The sequence below is a fragment of the Lysinibacillus sp. LZ02 genome (assembly GCF_050613145.1).
GTDB lineage: Bacteria > Bacillota > Bacilli > Bacillales_A > Planococcaceae > Lysinibacillus_B.
The window spans coordinates 255,763-273,769 of the sequence record NZ_CP192507.1 but is presented as its reverse complement, the minus strand read 5'-3'; the positions used below and the strand labels follow the sequence as shown (position 1 = coordinate 273,769).

Sequence of the window (18,007 nt, the reverse complement as noted above, 5' to 3'; positions counted from 1 at the left end):
GTAATTTTGATTTACTCTGTAAATGATTCAAATATCAACCCTAATTTCCCCTCATATTCTGCCACATCAAATACATGAATATATGGAGAATATGAGCCGTCTTTTAGTTTAACAGTTAGCGCAAAGTAACCTTCTGCTTTGAGGTCAATATTGATCTGTTCTGATGTAAATCGAACATCAAAGGCACTTTCATCCCCTTCTATTAACTCCACGCTGTCTACTTGTGACATATCATATAGCAAACTAACGGTAGGTTCTTCTACTAATTCATGTGCTTTCGTCACAAGTGCTAAGTCTACCTCTTCAGCTGTCATGATGTATTGTTCATATACATCTTCCATACTACGAAGTGTAAATAAATATTTCTCATTTGGATTATCGATTGTAAACGTTACATTTGGATAATATTCATCTTCCCCCATTGTTGGATCTTCACTATCTTTTTCTTCCTCTGAACCGATATCACCAACAAAGTAATGGTGAATAAGGAAATCGTCTCTTGATTCAAAATCATGCGAAATTAAGCTTTTATATTGTAACGGTAATGTTGATGAAGTCTTCGTCTTTACTTGAAGCTCACCATTTTTCTCAACAACGTCTATAAGTAAAAATTGATTCGCCACACCTTCAGCGTATACAGCTGTTTGACCTTCCGCCTCTGGTTGAAGGATTAGCTCATTAGATTTCACATTTAAAGCAACATAAACAACTTCAGGATTTAAAATGTAAACTTCATCCTTAGAAGCACCAAAAACATCCGCTACCGGAACACGTACTTCTGTTGCAATAACAGGCATTATATCTAATGAACGTTGGATAAATAGCGCTAATTGAGAACGAGTTAAATTTGCGCTCGGGCGAAAATGATCTTGAGATGTATTCACAATATGATAAAACGCTAATGTATCTACATAATCATATATTTCTGTACTTTCTGTTAAATCCTTAAAATATTTCTCGCCACCTGAAGTAAGTGGAACCCCTAAAGCCTTTGATAAAATTTTTGCCATTTGACTACGTGTTAATTTATCATTCACGCCAAATGAACCATTACTGTAACCGCCAATAATTCCTTCATTAGCTAGCGCTGCTACATATGGATAGAAGCCATTACTTTTTGGGACATCGCTAAATCTCGGATCCTTTACATTTTCAATATCCAACCCAAATGAGATAGCTATCATTTTTGACGCTTGCCCTCTTGTGACAATACCATTCGGGTTAAAATTTCCATTACTTTTCGAAATCGCGCCTATTTCGGCTAACAATTCAACTGCTTCATAATACTCTTTTTCTGAAGACACATCTTTAAATGTTTGAGCACTTGCTGTTGTAGTAAATAAATATGTTATAGCTAGCATAAAGACGCTTACTACAAACAACACATAACCTTTTTTCATGTAAAAATCCCCCTTTAATAGGAAATTATATTACACCTTTTCTTCCCAAACAATTCATATTAAAAAGAAAAACCCGTAGCTACTTTGCTACGGGCTGATTCATTAGTTTGTATATGAAAGAACGGCGTTTTTCTTGAAAGTTTGTAATGCTTTTGTTGCCTCGTTTTTGTTAGTGTACTCGAAAATACGAATGTCATTTTGATTATTAAATACTGTTACTACCCACATGTTTAAGCTCTCCTTTTGTTTTAAAATTCCATTGGCACTTTATTATAGAAACGATCATTGATTAGTTTGTGTAAGATAAAACGGCGTGTTTGAAGCCTTGTAATGCTTTTGTTGCTTCACCTTTGTTTGTGTACTCGAAAATACGAATGTCATTTTGATTATTAAATACTGTTACTACCCACATGTTTAAGCTCTCCTTTTATTTTAAAATTCCACAGACTGATTTATATAGAAACAATTACTTTGTATAGGACAGAATTGCGTTTTTATGAAACCCTTTTAATGCTGCTGTTGCTTCACCTTTACTTGTATACTCAAAAATTCGGAATGTGTCTTGCTCAAATACTGTAATTACCCACATGTTTAAGCTCTCCTTTTATGTCCAAATTTTGTACTATAACACTTTTAAAACTTCCAATGACTTTTACAAATTGTTATATAACATCTTTTACCTACTTCACATTCTACTCCGATTTTTGAAAAAGAAAAGCACTTTGTTCAGCTTTTCACAATGTGTTCAAAATCAAAACGCTTTCATTGAACTATTTGTGACAACGCCGTTTTCACGGTTCTAAATGCCATTTAGAAACATCTCCCTTAAGTGAGAAAAACCGTGTTATAGTACAGAATAAAAGCGGTTTCATTTTATCGTGCTATAACGCCTTATTCCTAAATAAGGGTGTCACATTTTAGACATATTCTTTTCACCAGCGAATTTCCGAGGTTTACCCGCGAATTTTTGGCGTTTACCCGCGAAAATCTACAAACAAAAAAAAAATCTCACCCAAACGAGTGAGATTCCCCCTTATATCCAACTGCTAACCAATGTGAGTCCCATTCGGTAATATCATTACCGACTCGACAAGCAAGACCACATGCTTGACCATCTGCTATAAATGAACCGATAAGCCATTTTTTCTTGTGCATACCGCCTCGCAACCGAATATCGATTGCTGGCATGCTCACAAATTCCTGATACAAATACAGATTATCTGTATAATGGCGGTTTGGCGAGGCCACCGTGACCTCACCATCTGCGCTAAAAATTTCAACTGTATTGCCTTCCCTCGAAAATACAGGCTTCTTCACGAAAGCACGCCCCGCCTGTTTAAACGGCTGATCTGTCAAAAATGTCGGGAGCATATAGCGCCTAATCGCTCCTTGCTCATGCTTCGTAAACAGCTGATCATCATTGCGGCGATCCCAAATGAGCCACAATAAAATTTTCGTCTGCAACAAATAAGCAGACGGTGCATTAATGATCGCTAGCTCTCGGTCACGTACTAAATCAAGCAAATGGAGACCGATGCGATCGCCATCTTCTGCAACATCATCCATTAAAAACTCAATTGGATGCGCTGGACGATATAATACATCAATTTTCTCCATCGCTGGTGTATACAATCCTCGTTGCGGGCCTTCTGTAAAAATAATGAGCTCCTTAATCGAAACATACTCTACCTCAAATGGAAGCAGGCGCTGTATCGCTTTCACTTGGCAGTATTCCTCGAAATCATCATCCGCTTCTTTTCCTGTAATGACCACTTTCGGCGTACCTGTTTTATGCAAATAATGCATTGCATCAAATAAAGCTCGGGACATCCCTTTTATAAACTGCTGTGTATTATTTGGATTTACTACCCCAAACTCAGCGCAAAGCTTTTCATTCATTTCGAACGTTTCCTGTACTAAAAACGGCGTATCGCCATTTAATTCAATGCACTTAATGCGCCCGTCTTCCGTGCAAATAAAATCAAACCGTGCAAGCACCGCCATCTCTTGTAAATAGTTCAGTGAAATATACGGGAGCATCTCCTCGCGAATCCCTAGTGCGAGTAGCTGTTCCTTCGATAAATGCGGTAGCTGCTGTGCCACTTTACAAAAAATACCCCACAGCATTTGTGAGGCAAAACGAATTTCGTCGATTTTCTCTTTCGATAGCACCATCACATCATATAGTGCATATTCCAAATCAGCAAAATCGGCAAAAAATGTTTCTTTGTAAGGTGCGTAAAAAGCTTCACGTTTTGTATAATCTTTCTTCATTATTACACTCCTTACGATGAGGAGGAACCGCCGCGCGACGTCCCACCTGAACTGAAGCCTGATTTTCCGCTGCTGTAATTTGTTGTGCCATTTGATGGTTTTGTTGTTCCTGCTTTATTTTGCTCTGTTGTACTAGTAGAAGTGCCCGATGAACTTGTCGAAGTACTGGCGTTCGTTGTCCCGCCTGATGTACTTGTAGCACCACTTGTTCCTTTTGAGCTGCTACTCGATGAACCGCTACTAGAGTAGCCACCACCGCCACTTGACTGCTCTTCTCGCTTCGTGCCACTTATTTTATTTTTAGACTTATAGTAAGAGCTTGCGACCATTGCACCAATCGTGGCATACATCAGTCCGTCAAAAAAATGCTGTCCATGATATGTCGAATACTCATCATCACACACATACGAGCCGTCCTCTTGCTCTGCCCAATCTGCACATGCATCAAAGTATTCCGAATGCTCGATCCCTGCAACATCTCCATCCAGTATCTCTTCTGGTGTCACATCTTCATAGCTTCCTGTATCTTCAATAACCTCACTTGACGTATATGTAATTTCGCTCGCTTCTTCAATAGATGCTTCCTCCGAGCCACATGCTGCTAATTGAATAGTCATTGCTGAGACCGTTGTGACAGCCGCTACCTTTTTCCACTTCGCCATAATACCCTCTCCGTTCGTTGTTGTTACCTTATATACGGGCATATTATCGAAAAGTTTCTATAATCAGTAAAATCCCCCCTAACAATGATAGTAAAAATCTAGAAGATTGAACTTGTCTATCATTTCCCCCCCTTAAGAAATTGCACGAGCCAAAAACAATTTAGCATAACACCACATTTCAGCACCTAAACTATCCACAAAATACCAGTTAAGAGGTATAATTCAATAAATACATAGCGAGATAAATAACAATTGTTTTAGTATAAGCAGTTGAAAAATACGTACAAACACGCTACAATGCAGTTCTAAATAACTATTTTACACTCATTATTTTTAGTTCAAAATGAGGAGGCAAGAAACTTATGGTTCAATCAATATTGTCTAACCTAGCCATTATATTGCTAGGGCACTTATTCATGAGTATGTTGATGAATCAAAGAAACCGATTATCTAAAAGGATTCTTTCTATTTGCATCGTCTTACTTTTTTCAACCGTTATCATTAGTATGTTTTACTTACCGATTGAAATTGATGGATATAAGTTTGATTTACGATTAATTCCTCTTATATTTTTAGCTATATTCAGAGGTTGGAAAATTACGCTATCCACGCTCATTATCGTTTGTACGTGGCGTTATTTCATGGGCGGTGTTGGGGTATTACCAGGTATTGTTGCCGGGATGGTTGCACCTACCTTATTTGTAATATTTTTTTACTCTCTAACAAAAAGATTTAATAATATCTATGAAAAAACCTTTATAATTACCATTTGTTGGCTAATTTCTGATTTTCCGATTGTCTTTATTGTCCCCAACGGATGGGAAGTATTTAAGAATATCGTTTTAATCCGGTATACATCATTTGTTATAGTAGCGTTCACCTATTATTCCTTTATTAAAGCGGAGCATAACAAAGAATACTATAAGAAACAATTAGAATGGATGGCTTGGCATGACCAACTGACCAACCTCTTAAACCGCAGCAAGTTTCTCGAATTAATAAAAGGAAAAAGAAATAATGCGGTCAAAGATCCATACATCGCGATGATTGATATCGATCATTTTAAGAAGATTAATGATACATATGGACATTTAGCTGGCGATAACGTATTAATTCAACTTGCCTCTATTTTTACAAAACAAAGAGAAGATAATATGCTAGCCGCTAGGTACGGCGGAGAGGAATTTATTATTTATTTGGAAGCAGCTACTTTAGAAGAAGCGATACTCACGCTAGAACATCTGCGTCAACATGTTCGGAATACCCCATTTGAAATAGATCATTCTCATTGTATTCATATCTCTATCTCAATCGGTTTAGCGAAATTAGAAAAAGATGTCCTTCTACAAGATGTCATTAATACAGCAGATCAGTATTTATATATCGCAAAAGAAAGAGGCCGAGATCAATTAATCGCCCCTTATCATGTGGATTTCGTTTATAGTTAAATAAAGCTTTTTCTACCCAAAAGGTCTGCTAGTAATCTCTCTAGCAAACCTTTATCATTCTATGACTACTTATTCGTACATGCTACTTTTTTCATCGTGCGGTAAAGTAATCCTTTATATTTAATATCTAATAGACCCGCAATTAACAAGCCTATACCGCCTAATAAGAACAGCGGTTTCTTCGTATTTTTGCACACCTCTTGCAATGAAATCTCCTCCTCATTTAACACTTTGTACCACCATTTTACTAAAAAGTTTGTCGTTCTACTTCTCGTACACCTACTAAATTTGACCTCTGGTACTCCTACTTTTGCCAAACGATTTTCACTGGTACATCGGTAGTGTAAATAAAATGGAGCAATGCAGCAAATTGCCCTTCTTCCATTAACTCTATAAATACTTTTCTCATATCATTCGCGTGATCATTTACTTTAGCTCACACTTCTTTACAATATGGACGAATTCTCGAATCAAACGAGCCTGCCTTCTCTAAATGACGTTCGTCAAAATGGTAACGACTATGATTTTCTTCTTTCCATAATACTTGAAACGGTTGCTCTTCAATAATTCCTCTTCGCCCAATAAAAGAGAAATGATTCATTTTAATCGATGTTACTTTCTAAACTATAATAGTCTCCATATTCTACATCCTCTACATACGACGTAGTGCATCGAAAATTTTAGTTCGTACATCTTCTGTTGAAGTGACTGTATGAAGCGGTATTTCCACAGCCATGCCACTTCTCAAACCCCAATAGCGCGACTGCATATCCTCATATGTTTTCGTATACCAAATATCATTAATACAATCTTGGTCGAAATGTTTTTCAAAATAAAATGGGTTCCAAAAAATCCAGTGATCAGATACCCCCGGCAAGCGTGTCCATTGCGATAAATCAAAATCGTATTTCATTAAACAAATGACCGCTCCACTTTCCCACTCTTCCAGATTCACTTCAACCGCAAAAACAGCCCCTTCCTGTAAGCCATCAATCTGCATTTCCATTCCTTCATTATACTGATACACCTTGATAAAACTCGCTACTAGCCAACCGTTATAATTAGTGTCTGAACGCCAACGTAAAAATTTCGGCGTTAAAGAAATAAAATTTTCTTCCCCCGCTACACGGTCCATTTCGTTAAACAACTCTTCTAAATTACGATACGTTTCTTTTAATACGGAGACAGCTTGTGAAATATTTAAACTAACATTACCTTTTGAACTCATAATAATCCCCTTCCTGAATAACTAATTGCGGCCAATTGAAAGACAATGCAATAGCAGGTGTCGCCTGAAATTGATAGCCTGTCTGCTGTACATCCATTGCAAGTAAGTTTTGTTGAAAACCGATAAAACGTTTCAACCCTTTTTTAGCTAACAAACGTTCTAAGTCATGCACCATTAATTGTTCCCCCTGTGATAATAGAGCTTTTGGTAAACGTTGAAGCATCGTATGAATGTCCTCCCAACATAAAAACCCTACCGGTACAGGTAACTGCGGATATTTCTCTTGCATTGATTTTTTGACATAATTCATCGTATGGAATGGCGCAAGAAATAGTAAAAAGGCAGGTTGCTCTGCATATTTTCGTTCAAGCATTTTCACGTAGCGCACAAGCTGTTGCTGGCTTTCTTGATATTTTTTTACAGGCTCTACATCTTCACTCGATAAGCCACTTAAATATTTCACTTCAATCCCAATCACTACATCATCGTTATATAAAAGTAAATCGAGCTCTCCTTCTTGTTCACGTTGCCAAAACTCATAGTCAAACGAATAGCCTTTTTGTTTCTCCATCAAGTTTCGCCATCGGGACTGTGCATCGCCAAAATCAGCAAGCTCTAATACGTGGAATAGTCCACGCTCAAACGGGATGTAACGCAGTACACCGAAAAAATCCCCCGTCAATTGATCTTCTAACCGATCAGATAAATTACGCCCATCATCTGCAATTTTGTGATATATCTCCGCTAACATCACTACACAACCTTCCACAATATGTAATTGAATTAAGTGTAGAGGATAAAAGATTTTAATACAATAATCTCTATGAATGAAACAAAAAAATAAGGAAATTTTCACCTCCCTAATAATAGGCAACTTCTTTGTAAGTCATGGAAAACATAAAAACTCCCACACAGAGTGTAAAGAGCTTTTATAATTATTTAACTTCTCAATGTCCCTTTAAAACTCTTTGGCCTTGTCGCATAACTTTCTATTACATAACCACAGTCCGTACAAATGACATGCATAATCGCGCTCCCTAAGCTTAACTTACCGTTTGCGGACACATTACCATTACCACTTTGTTTACCGTAACCGATATGTGTGCAGCCACATTTTGGGCATTCTTTCGCCTCATTTCTCATACAAGCTCCCCTCCAACCCTTTTTGTTCATTTACGGCTTGTGAATGAATAAAGTTTCAATTGATGCTAAAAAGGGAAGCAGTTATGACACTTCAAAGTAGAAACAACCATTAATCACTATTAATCCTTCATTATATAAGACGAAACTTTCTATCAGGCTAATCGTATAAACTAATAAACCTAAGAAGGAAGGATGTTTTCAATGAAATCGATCACAAAGAAACGCACAGCAGCCATTGCCATCGACTTAGCCATTTCGACAGCAGTAACATTAGGGGTGGAATATTTTTTACGAAAAAAAATTAAAAGTGAAGTAATTCATACGGTCGTCACACCGACTGTTGTCATGTGGGGATTAGAGTATGCCCAATTACGAAAAAGTGGCCAAACAATTGGGTATAAAGCGATGGGACTAGCACTTGAAAATGAGGATGGCTTAAAACCGACTGACGCACAAATTGCCAAACGCATCATGTACCGCGATACAATCAGCACGTTCGATTATATAAAGGACCGACACCACTTTGAAGAACAAGACGGCGCCGTTTTACCACACGACCGCTTTGCACATACAGTGGTGAAGGAAGTATAAATACCTAAAGCAAAGCCTGCCAGGGATTTCTCTGGCAGGCTGTTAAGTACTAGTGAATTTGAATGTTCGCAATTTTAAATGCGCCATATTCATCAGTCGTGACTGTGTACGTTTTATACCGGTCGTAGTATTGATAATCCCCCGTCCCACTATAAAAATCAAATATCTCGTTCATATACACTAAATAATTGCCGTTTTCATAAGTAACGTCTAACACATCATTCGTTATAAAATAAAAGGCATGCCCCTCATATGAAATATCCGCCACATAATCTGCTAGCTCCTCATAAGCACTACTACCGATTGCTAACATATCGGCTACCCAGTAGAAATTACTTTCATTTAATGCAAGCTCATAATACATACGGAACGATTGTACAAACTGTCCTGCTAAAACAGCATCGATATCCGCATTAACTGGCTCCTCATAAGCACTATAATGTTCGTAAACACCTGCGACAGCGAGGACATTGTCACGTGACATCGGCTGCTCGCTCCACTGTTCAAATCGCTCTAGCATACTATATAGCGGGATAGAGAAACCAAAATTTGTGCTCGTTTCTGACGTATATAACAATGAATTAATACCAATGACCTTCCCCGTTGTTGCATCGACTAATGGACCACCACTACTTCCTTGATCAATTTGCGCATCAATTTGGTAAATTTGTTTATAAATAAATCGATCTACCTCCATATCCCGATTATGTCCAGTAATATAACCAATGGAAGCCGAATTCTCAAACCCTTGTGGACTACCAAACGCAATAACTTCAAGCCCTACTGGTGATTCGTCTGTCTCCACCCCTAACGGCTCTTCGTTTTGATAATCAGGCACATGCAATAATGCGATATCATAATGCTCTGAAATGCCTATAACCGTCGCCGCGAATTCTTGCCCTTTTGTATTCCGAACGGTCACATCTACTTCCCCATCGACTACATGGGCATTTGTAATAACATATCCGCCTTTTTTATATAAAAAACCGGAACCTTGCCCGTGCGACGTGAGCACGGTAAATACTTTTTGCTGTACTTCTTTGATTAAGGTGACACGATCTAACTCTTCCGTATATTGTTCTTGCCGCTCTTCCTTTTCCACAACCACGGTTTGCTTCACCTGCTGAGCATCAGAACTAACTTCCTTATAAGTTGGTACGCTTTTGGCTTCATGATAATAATCCCAAAAACCATAACCTACTCCACCAATTGTGATACAACTAACGATTAAAATAAGCCACATCCATATCGGGACCCCTGTTTGGACAATGTGTTCATGCAACTTCTCGCCACATGCAGAACAAAATTTGGCGTTCTTCTCATTTTGATGACTACATTTTCGACAAGTCATACAATTCCCCTTTCATGCACCAAAAACATATTTCAATACATTTTTTACACATAATACTAATTAGTTTTATTTCACCATTTTTTTATAGGTATATAAATACACTTACAAAACAATCGCGGAATACTTAATACCCAATTGTTAGCCAAAGATATTGGATAACGCACACCATTATCAATATCTATATGCGCGGAATGAAAAAGAAAAAACGCCTTCCCGCTCACTAAAAAAAGCTTGCCGAAGATGCTCTCTCCGACAAGCCTTGAATATCATCCGTCTACTTAATTTTTATCGTATGAGTGCAATAGTAGTGCTCATGCGATAAAAATTTAAAAGCCTAGAAATTAAGCTAATTAGCATAATTTCCGATATTAAAATTAATTTACTATTACGGACAATAAGTACTCACTATTTTATCTAAATCCAATCCAGAATAAAACCAATTACCGTTCCATATATATCCCCCAACAGAACTTGTTCCCATAAAGGTTGGATAATACCAGAATTCACTTCCATTATTTAAACAAATATACGTATTTCTATAAAGACAATGTTGCAAGGCGCTCGCGTATGCTTTAATACGTAAAAATTAGCCTCTCTTACGCCTCAATTGCGATAACTGTAGGTCTCTACACCAATCATCTACTCTAATTTAAATCAATGCCACTGAAGTATAATTACAATTTGATGGCATTTATTGAACTTTGTCATCGCTTTATACACATCTACGTTCATTTAACCTGCTTTAATTTGTTAATCGGTTTTAAGGATATTAGTTCAGTTAACCCTAATTTATCTGTTTCATTTTCTAACTCGTTTTCATCAAATGGACCAAAAACTTGATGATTATTTACATCGATAACCCAATATGACATGTCATCATTAGAAGGCTTTTCATAACCATTTTCATCATCTGTTAATACGATTTGCTTAGCTACTATATATTCCTCGTTCCACCAAGCATCGGTCACTTTAGCCGGAACATACAAATAATTAACGATTGTTTTATCACCCGATTGTACAGGCTCATCTCCATAAATGGCAATTTGATGGGCTGATAGTCGGTCAATTCGATACCCATTTTCTAAATCGATTGTATAATCAGCCAGTCCAGCACAACCAGTTAACATGAAACATAGCAATACTAGCATCACATTTCTCATCATAACCCCCCTCAAATGTGTAACGAACTATGAAGGAATGAGGTTCATTTTGGATGATTAAACTAAATCTTACGCAAGCCTTCTCTTCCCTATGCCCTAAAAAGCTTGCTGTATCCGAGCATAACGGCACGCTATACGAGCAACACCAATCAGCACGAGCAAAAACTTGCCGTATCCGGGCAAAAAAACGTCGTATCCCAGCATAACGCCCCGCCTACGGGCAATACAACCTAACACGAGCCAAAAGCCGCGCCATGTTCATAGTATAGCACCTTCTCCAATTGTTATAGCGGACGCCCAAAAGAGGTGTTAAAATTAGTTGAAATTCATCTAGAAGGAGCATAAGTATGCAACAAAAAGTATCATTTTCCACCTATGCCATCATTGGGACCATGCTGTTTGGCATGTTCTTTGGTGCGGGTAATTTAATCTTCCCTATTCAAATGGGACAACTCGCTGGCACGAATTTTTGGCCTGCCTTAATTGGCTTCCTCATCACCGCAATCGGCCTACCATTTATGGGGATTTTAGCATTTGGTTTATCAGGGAGCAATGGATTACGTGACTTAGCAGGTCGTGTCCATCCATTATTCGGCACTATCTTTGCCGTAGCACTTTACTTAACGATTGGACCATTTTTCGCCATTCCACGGACAGCAACGGTTCCGTTCGTCGTAGGTTTTGAACCATATATCAATCCGGTACACGGTAGTTTATATCTCGGGCTTTTTAGCTTTGTATTTTTTGCAATTGTCTATTATTTTTCTTTGAATCCAGCAAAAATTATTGACTATATCGGCAAATATTTAACACCCGCCTTTTTAGTGTTTTTATTCATCTTAATTATCATCGCTATCGTTAAACCGATGGGGCAATTCAATCAGCCAACTGGGGACTATAGCGGTTTGGCCTTTATCACGGGCTTTAAAGAAGGTTATAACACGATGGATGCTCTAGCATCACTGGCATTCGGGATTGTCGTCATTAAAGCGATTAAGAGCCGCGGCATCACAAATCCAAAGGAGATTGCCAAAGCTACTTGGAAATCCGGCATTTTCGCGATGGTACTGATGGTACTCATTTACGGACTCATTACTTATATGGGGGCATCCAGCGTATCGGCTATCGGGACATACGATAATGGCGGCTTGATCTTTGCGGCAGTGGCTCAGCATTATTTCGGTCCATTCGGCGCGATTTTATTAGCCATTATTATCGTACTCGCTTGTTTAAAAACGAGTATCGGACTTATTACATCTTGTAGCGAGTTCTTTAATCACATCTACCCAAAAATAAGCTATAAATGGTTCGTTCTAATCCTATGTCTTCTGTCATTTTCTATTGCCAACTTTGGTCTGAACAACATTATTCAATACGCAGTACCTGTATTAATGTTACTGTATCCTTTAGCGATTGTGCTTATTTTATTAGCCCTTTGTTCACCTTTATTCAGACATAAACAAAGCGTTTACGCCATCACAATGCTCTTCACTTTTGGTGTCAGCTTCTTCGATGGCTACAGCACATTAGTAGACAGTTTACCAGGCGCAACTGTTCCTTTGTTAGAGTCCATTAAATTATTCTACGTGGATCATCTACCACTGTATAGTATTGGGCTTGGCTGGATTTTACCAGCGCTCATTGGGGCATTTATCGGCATTTTATGGCCAACGAATACTAAAAAAACGACCGTTCAATAACGCTCATGGGGGATCAGTTTAGAATCGCTTCTAAGCTGGTTCCTTTTTGTTGTAAAAAGCTAGTTTACTTATAAGGGTCAGCCTATTAAAATTCTTCCATCTATTTTGCCCCTTTTCGATGCGAAAACAAACGGAAAATGCCTAAAAAAGCACCCTAAACCGCGCTATTTTTTCTCCTCGGTTACTAGAAGCAAGGAATAAAACCCGACAAAAGACTTATCATTTTTATGACAGAAAACGCCCATAGATTAAGAAATTCATTCTAAAAGAAGTTTGATTTGCCTTTTCCACGCCGTTTCATATGTCATAAAAACAAAGCAATTAAGTCTTTTTTGAGGACCCACTTCCACTCGAAAAATAATCTACATGATGTTAAAGCGATGTGCAAAAAAGTGCATTTTTTAAAAACAAGCGATTTTGCTATACAACTTAATTTAAAATAAATGAAATCTAATATTTTTTTGATAATTGACACTTATTTATAAATATGTTGTATATCGATTTTGATTAATCGGCGATTTAGCGTTTGAAAAAAGTAGTTGTGAAAAAAACACGCTCTAAAAATACTCCCTAAAAAGAGCTTGCCAGAGATTTTATCTCCAACAAGCTCTTCATATAATCTGTATATTTAATTTTCTATTGCTTGAATTGAATAGTGGTACTCGCTAAGGCTGTCTCATTTTACAAAGCGGGCGTGACCGGTGCCTTGTAACCACTGTAAAAAAACACTAAGGTGTCGTAGTTGGTGGTAAAATAACCTTTTCGGTAATATCCGAAACATTATTATATTCATCTATAACAATTAAATACAATACATACCCTTCAACAAATACTGCATTAGGATTACCTGAAGTAAGGACGGCATCTAATAACTGTCTTGTACCTGGTGTCTGAACCTCTGTAGCACCATATGCTGATGAATTTGTACTATCAGAATTCATTATGTCATGTATTGTAGTTGGTTTGGCAGCCGTGACTGGTCTAACCGTAAAGTAGTATTTTGCACGTGGTCCCATATTTGTTACAGTTGTTAAAATATAAGCTGTGCGACTTGATTTAATCCCACCTGTACTAGTTACATTTGAACTGTCTAACTCCGTACCATTAATTGTAGCTGTAATATTTCTATACTTGTAAATCGCTTGATTATATTGATTATCAGCAATATACATAGTATTTCCATACGTATCTTTGACACCATTACCAACCGTAATAGTCAAGTCTTCATCTTGAGTTAATGTAGAACCCTCGACTTTTAAAATTAGCTCTGATTTTATATCTTTATTTTTCTCGTCTTTTGCATAAACAACATCAGCTACAGTATAAGCTTTCCCTGCCGAAGAAGAGATTGTAAAGTCAGATTCGTCAAATGTCCCAATATTTTCTCTAAACGTTAATTTAATATAAAGATCATCATTAGATAAACTAATTGAATAATCACGTAATGCCTTTATTCCTTCTCCATTCGGTTGTAATATAGGCTTAATTTTATCTATATACGTGAATGATATTTGGTCATTGACAGGTTGTAGTTTATTAAAGTCTAAAACACCGTCTACTTTAATCGATAAATCATAATCTTCTTTTAATAAATACTCGCTAAACGCGTGCGCATTTTTTGTTTTAATACGAACAACAGCTGTACTACTATCTGACCCCATCATAACAGAAGTGACCTCTAAAAATTCTGCCGCTAAACCTTCCAGTTTATAATTTAAACGGTTTGTTAAAGATGCTGGATCCATTGGTTCAGAGAATTTGATACGAAATTCAAATATTTCAGATTCATTTGGCACAAAATTATCTCTATAGAAGAAATTCTTATACGAAGCGCTCGCATCATTAGGATTTACAAAATATGATTCATCTTTAACAATTTGAGGCTTTTCACTGTCTTTAATATAATCCGCTTCTTTTATAGCGGAATAATTCCCATTACGGTCTTGTAAAACCATATAAATTTTATAACCTGTTTTATTTTTATCAAGTTCTAATTTAGGATGAAGTAATTGAAAACTATTCGTTAAATCATTAGCTGTTCCTTTACCGTAAAGGATAGTCTGATTATTGAGTAGCACAGGTGTACCTTGAGGATAATTGTTTACATTAAGTTTTTCAGCACTAGATCCTACAGGTAATTTATAATCTTGTGGGAATACCACTTCAGAAATGACCGGTTCTTTAAAAATATTTTCCGGTGGATTACTATCTGTAGGTGTAACTGGAACAATCATATAATAGTATGTCCCCGTTAACTTAGTTGAAAATTGTGTCTCTATAGTTTCATTACCATTATTAATACCTAAACTGTTTGCTTCTAAACTTTCAATTACAGGTTTTGTATCACTCTGATGCGTATATTTGGCAATAGACGTACTAGCTCCTTTTAAAATTGCATTCCCTGCAATATCTGTTACGTTTTGTACAGTTACAATCAATGTATCATTATTTACAAATGCAGCCATTGAAGGAATCAGTAAAGTTACAGTTCGCCCATCACTTTCTAACTTAGCTGAATATGGATTTCCTGTTAAGTTACCTGTACCACTCAATATATAATTTTCAACCTTTTCAGCTGTTTCTTGATCCATCATCTCACTAAATGTTAATTGAATAACTGTTGGTTCAGCTGCTGTACTGCCGACAATTTTGATATCTGGACTTACTGTTGGCAATATATCATCTAGTTCACGTGTAGTAAAAGTATCACTTATTACATCCTCTGTTTCATTTCCTGTTTCATCTATCATTACCATATAAATCGTATATTCAGTTAAATGTGTTAAGCCATCAATTTTAATTGTATTAGACCCTTCAACCGCAGTTCCATTTCCCGATAAAGAACCCGAACTGTTGATGACATCCTCGACAGTTGGTGGATCTGTAACGCCTGTTTTAGGCACTAGTCTATAGTAATAACGACCTCTTTCCGTTGCAGTAAAAGACACTGTCGCTCTTTTCCCACCTGGTAGAGGCGTAACATCTAAGAAAGTAATCCTCGGCGGCGTCCCATCCTTCGTCGTAAACGATTTCGAGACCTTATCTGAGAAGTTATCGGCTTCATCTTTTGTGACTAAATACAGCACGTACTCCTCATTTTCGTCTAAGCCGCTTGCTGTAATCGTTTTGTTTATATCTTCGTCAACCCAGCCTATGCCGGATGTTTTAAGCGTTGTTGTTTGCGCTTCCTCGACGATTTCACGAATGGTTGGGATTCGGTCATCTGCTTTTCGAATTGTATAGTAGTAGTAGCCGTCTTCCGATGATTTAATCGTTGCTGTCATCGCAGAGCCTTGAACATCGATTTTGACGATTTCTGCTGTTGGTGCTTCCCAATCCGGCACAATGATTTCTCCATCGGGGTCCTGATCTACATCTTCTCCATTTGAATCCTCAAGATCGCCAATATTGTCGTCATCTTGAACAAAATCATTAAAAATATCATTCGGCAGTTTATTTGGTGGAATAATGATTTTATCGACATAAAAATGATCGCCTAAATCAATCCAACCACTACTATTATCGACCACCATTAAATTGACATGGCTATCTGAGTTAAAGAACACATCTTTATAGCTGTTTTTATAGATTGTTCCAATATCCCCTACCCCGTACATCGTCGTCGCTACATCTGGCTCAATGTAAAGCGTATCGATCTGGGCATAAATTTCGAATTGGCGTACCCAACCTTGTACGGTTACATGGGGCAGCTTGTTTTTTGATACAACGTGTGTACGATTTGCTTCCATAACAAGACGGCGTAGCGAACAGTTTGAAAAATCCACATACTTTTCAATCACAGGCATACGTTCTACGACTTTATCGCCTGGGTTGATGGACGGCTTTTCTGTTAAATCATTGCCGCCTCCATTGTATGTTGGATCGTCATCCTCTTCCGTCGTATCCGTCGGTTTTTCCCAATCAATAAAGCCAAATCCTGTTATACTAGCCACTCGTCTATTTTGCCATGGGTTTGCGAAATCACTTAATGTACGGCGTGGTGTTTCGGCAATTGTAACAGGACCTGTTAACGTCCAGTTTCTAAATTGAATATAGTTCCCTTGTACGATTAACTGCGCTGAGAATGTCGAGTTGTTGCCATCAAATATTAAATGACGCCCCTCTTTCCCCTGTGCATTCAGCGTTAAAGTAGAAATCGTTTTTAATGTTTCACCGACAATTTTCCCGTCAATATGCGCTCCCTTTAAAGCAGCTGCATTCTTATCATTAATGATATCTCGCAGTGACGCGTCGACACGGTATTTCATGCCGTTAATGTACACATACGATCCTTCTATGTGGCTAATTTCCTTGATTGGCTTTACTTTTTCTGCCGATGTATTTTCAGCACGCAGGATAAAGGTTGACAGCTGACCGCGTGTTACGAGCCCGTATGGTGAAAACGTAATACCCGTCGTCCCTTTAGTAATGCCTAAATCGTATAAAGTTTGGATATAGAAACGGTTCGCATTTGACTCCGATACATCCTTAAAATCATGTGTAAGCTTATTGGACAGTTGGAATTCATAACCAAGCGCAATAATTTTCGCCATTTGGTTCCGGTTAATGGATTCATTTGGGCGGAATGTTTTATCGCTATATCCTTTAATGATGCCCTCATTTGCAAGGGCTGCTATATATTTATAATACCCATGGGTATCTGAGACGTCGCGGAATCCTGGATTTTTAGGATTCGTTATATTTAAATTCAATGCAAGCGCAAGCATTTTGGCAGATTCCCCGCGCGTAATGGCCTGGTGTGGACGGAATGTACCATCTTGAAAGCCACTAATATAACCACGATTAATTAATTCAATGACCGGCTTATAGTAATCCGCATTCGGATCTAAATCTTTAAATATTGTACTTGCCTTCGTCGGCACAACAGGAGCTGTTACCGTAATACCACTAGCCGCTAACACTGTTGCAACCACTGCTTTATTTAACTTTTGTAACTTCTTTTTCTCCATCGTCTAGTTCTCCTTTCTAGTCAGAAGAGATAATTGTATGTAAACATTTTTTTAATTTTTCATAGAAGGAATGTCCATAG

The 18,007-nt window shown here is 37.6% G+C and carries 18 protein-coding genes; 4 read left to right on the top strand and 14 right to left on the bottom strand.

What is annotated here, in order from left to right:
* Positions 1-11: 11 nt before the first annotated feature.
* The 6 genes from ACQQ2I_RS01265 to ACQQ2I_RS01240 all read right to left on the bottom strand — a co-directional run bounded on the left by ACQQ2I_RS01265 (position 12) and on the right by ACQQ2I_RS01240 (position 4,336).
* A complete protein-coding gene (locus ACQQ2I_RS01265; RefSeq protein ID WP_431028747.1) occupies positions 12-1,400 on the bottom strand; it encodes an S-layer homology domain-containing protein in 1,389 nt (462 codons plus the stop codon).
* 102 nt (positions 1,401-1,502) lie between these two features.
* Positions 1,503-1,628: a hypothetical protein gene (locus ACQQ2I_RS01260; RefSeq protein WP_391372932.1), complete on the bottom strand. Its 126-nt coding sequence runs from the start codon at positions 1,626-1,628 to the stop codon at positions 1,503-1,505.
* A 61-nt stretch (positions 1,629-1,689) separates the two neighbouring features.
* The gene (locus ACQQ2I_RS01255; protein ID WP_391372929.1) at positions 1,690-1,812 is read right to left on the bottom strand and encodes a hypothetical protein; all 123 of its coding nucleotides are present in this window, start codon (positions 1,810-1,812) and stop codon (positions 1,690-1,692) included.
* Positions 1,813-1,866: 54 nt separating this feature from the next.
* Complete coding sequence (locus tag ACQQ2I_RS01250; protein WP_391372927.1) at positions 1,867-1,989, bottom strand: hypothetical protein; 123 nt, start codon at positions 1,987-1,989, stop codon at positions 1,867-1,869.
* Between the two features lie 419 nt (positions 1,990-2,408).
* Positions 2,409-3,674, bottom strand: a complete 1,266-nt coding sequence (locus ACQQ2I_RS01245; RefSeq protein WP_431028746.1) for a glutathionylspermidine synthase family protein — start codon at positions 3,672-3,674, stop codon at positions 2,409-2,411.
* An 11-nt stretch (positions 3,675-3,685) separates the two neighbouring features.
* Complete coding sequence (locus tag ACQQ2I_RS01240; protein ID WP_431028745.1) at positions 3,686-4,336, bottom strand: hypothetical protein; 651 nt, start codon at positions 4,334-4,336, stop codon at positions 3,686-3,688.
* Between the two features lie 362 nt (positions 4,337-4,698).
* Here ACQQ2I_RS01240 and ACQQ2I_RS01235 point away from each other — a divergent pair, with 362 nt between their 5' ends.
* Positions 4,699-5,784 carry a diguanylate cyclase gene (locus ACQQ2I_RS01235; protein ID WP_431028744.1) on the top strand — a complete coding sequence of 362 codons (1,086 nt, stop codon included), beginning with the start codon at positions 4,699-4,701 and terminating at the stop codon, positions 5,782-5,784.
* 65 nt (positions 5,785-5,849) lie between these two features.
* Here the strand turns inward: ACQQ2I_RS01235 and ACQQ2I_RS01230 are convergent, their stop codons facing one another.
* From ACQQ2I_RS01230 to ACQQ2I_RS01210, 5 genes are all read right to left on the bottom strand, one after another.
* The gene (locus tag ACQQ2I_RS01230) at positions 5,850-5,990 is read right to left on the bottom strand and encodes a hypothetical protein (RefSeq protein ID WP_431030563.1); all 141 of its coding nucleotides are present in this window, start codon (positions 5,988-5,990) and stop codon (positions 5,850-5,852) included.
* Between the two features lie 230 nt (positions 5,991-6,220).
* Entirely contained in the window at positions 6,221-6,385 is a 165-nt protein-coding gene (locus ACQQ2I_RS01225) for a hypothetical protein (RefSeq protein WP_431028743.1), read from the bottom strand.
* 51 nt (positions 6,386-6,436) lie between these two features.
* Positions 6,437-7,012 (bottom strand): hypothetical protein, encoded by a 576-nt coding sequence (locus ACQQ2I_RS01220; RefSeq protein ID WP_431028742.1) that lies wholly within the window; start codon positions 7,010-7,012, stop codon positions 6,437-6,439.
* Positions 6,996-7,763, bottom strand: coding sequence for a hypothetical protein (locus tag ACQQ2I_RS01215; protein ID WP_431028741.1), 768 nt, complete (start codon positions 7,761-7,763; stop codon positions 6,996-6,998). Before ACQQ2I_RS01215 ends, ACQQ2I_RS01220 begins: the two co-directional genes overlap by 17 nt.
* A 188-nt stretch (positions 7,764-7,951) precedes the next feature.
* The gene (locus tag ACQQ2I_RS01210; protein ID WP_431028740.1) at positions 7,952-8,155 is read right to left on the bottom strand and encodes a transcription initiation factor TFIIIB; all 204 of its coding nucleotides are present in this window, start codon (positions 8,153-8,155) and stop codon (positions 7,952-7,954) included.
* Between the two features lie 201 nt (positions 8,156-8,356).
* Here ACQQ2I_RS01210 and ACQQ2I_RS01205 point away from each other — a divergent pair, with 201 nt between their 5' ends.
* Positions 8,357-8,746, top strand: coding sequence for an RDD family protein (locus ACQQ2I_RS01205; protein WP_431028739.1), 390 nt, complete (start codon positions 8,357-8,359; stop codon positions 8,744-8,746).
* A 49-nt stretch (positions 8,747-8,795) separates the two neighbouring features.
* On the opposite strand, the gene ACQQ2I_RS01200 is transcribed toward ACQQ2I_RS01205, so the two are convergent.
* Both ACQQ2I_RS01200 and ACQQ2I_RS01195 read right to left on the bottom strand, forming a co-directional pair.
* Entirely contained in the window at positions 8,796-10,097 is a 1,302-nt protein-coding gene (locus tag ACQQ2I_RS01200) for a trypsin-like peptidase domain-containing protein (RefSeq protein WP_431028738.1), read from the bottom strand.
* Positions 10,098-10,825: 728 nt separating this feature from the next.
* Positions 10,826-11,260: a DUF3997 domain-containing protein gene (locus ACQQ2I_RS01195; protein WP_431028737.1), complete on the bottom strand. Its 435-nt coding sequence runs from the start codon at positions 11,258-11,260 to the stop codon at positions 10,826-10,828.
* Between the two features lie 50 nt (positions 11,261-11,310).
* On the opposite strand from ACQQ2I_RS01195, the gene ACQQ2I_RS01190 reads away from it, so the two are divergent.
* Together ACQQ2I_RS01190 and brnQ are read left to right on the top strand one after the other, a co-directional pair.
* The gene (locus tag ACQQ2I_RS01190; RefSeq protein ID WP_431028736.1) at positions 11,311-11,463 is read left to right on the top strand and encodes a hypothetical protein; all 153 of its coding nucleotides are present in this window, start codon (positions 11,311-11,313) and stop codon (positions 11,461-11,463) included.
* 141 nt (positions 11,464-11,604) lie between these two features.
* A complete protein-coding gene (gene brnQ, locus ACQQ2I_RS01185) occupies positions 11,605-12,957 on the top strand; it encodes a branched-chain amino acid transport system II carrier protein (protein WP_431028735.1) in 1,353 nt (450 codons plus the stop codon).
* Positions 12,958-13,685: 728 nt separating this feature from the next.
* Here the strand turns inward: brnQ and ACQQ2I_RS01180 are convergent.
* Positions 13,686-17,927, bottom strand: coding sequence for an S-layer homology domain-containing protein (locus ACQQ2I_RS01180; protein ID WP_431028734.1), 4,242 nt, complete (start codon positions 17,925-17,927; stop codon positions 13,686-13,688).
* Between the last annotated feature and the right edge of the window lie 80 nt (positions 17,928-18,007).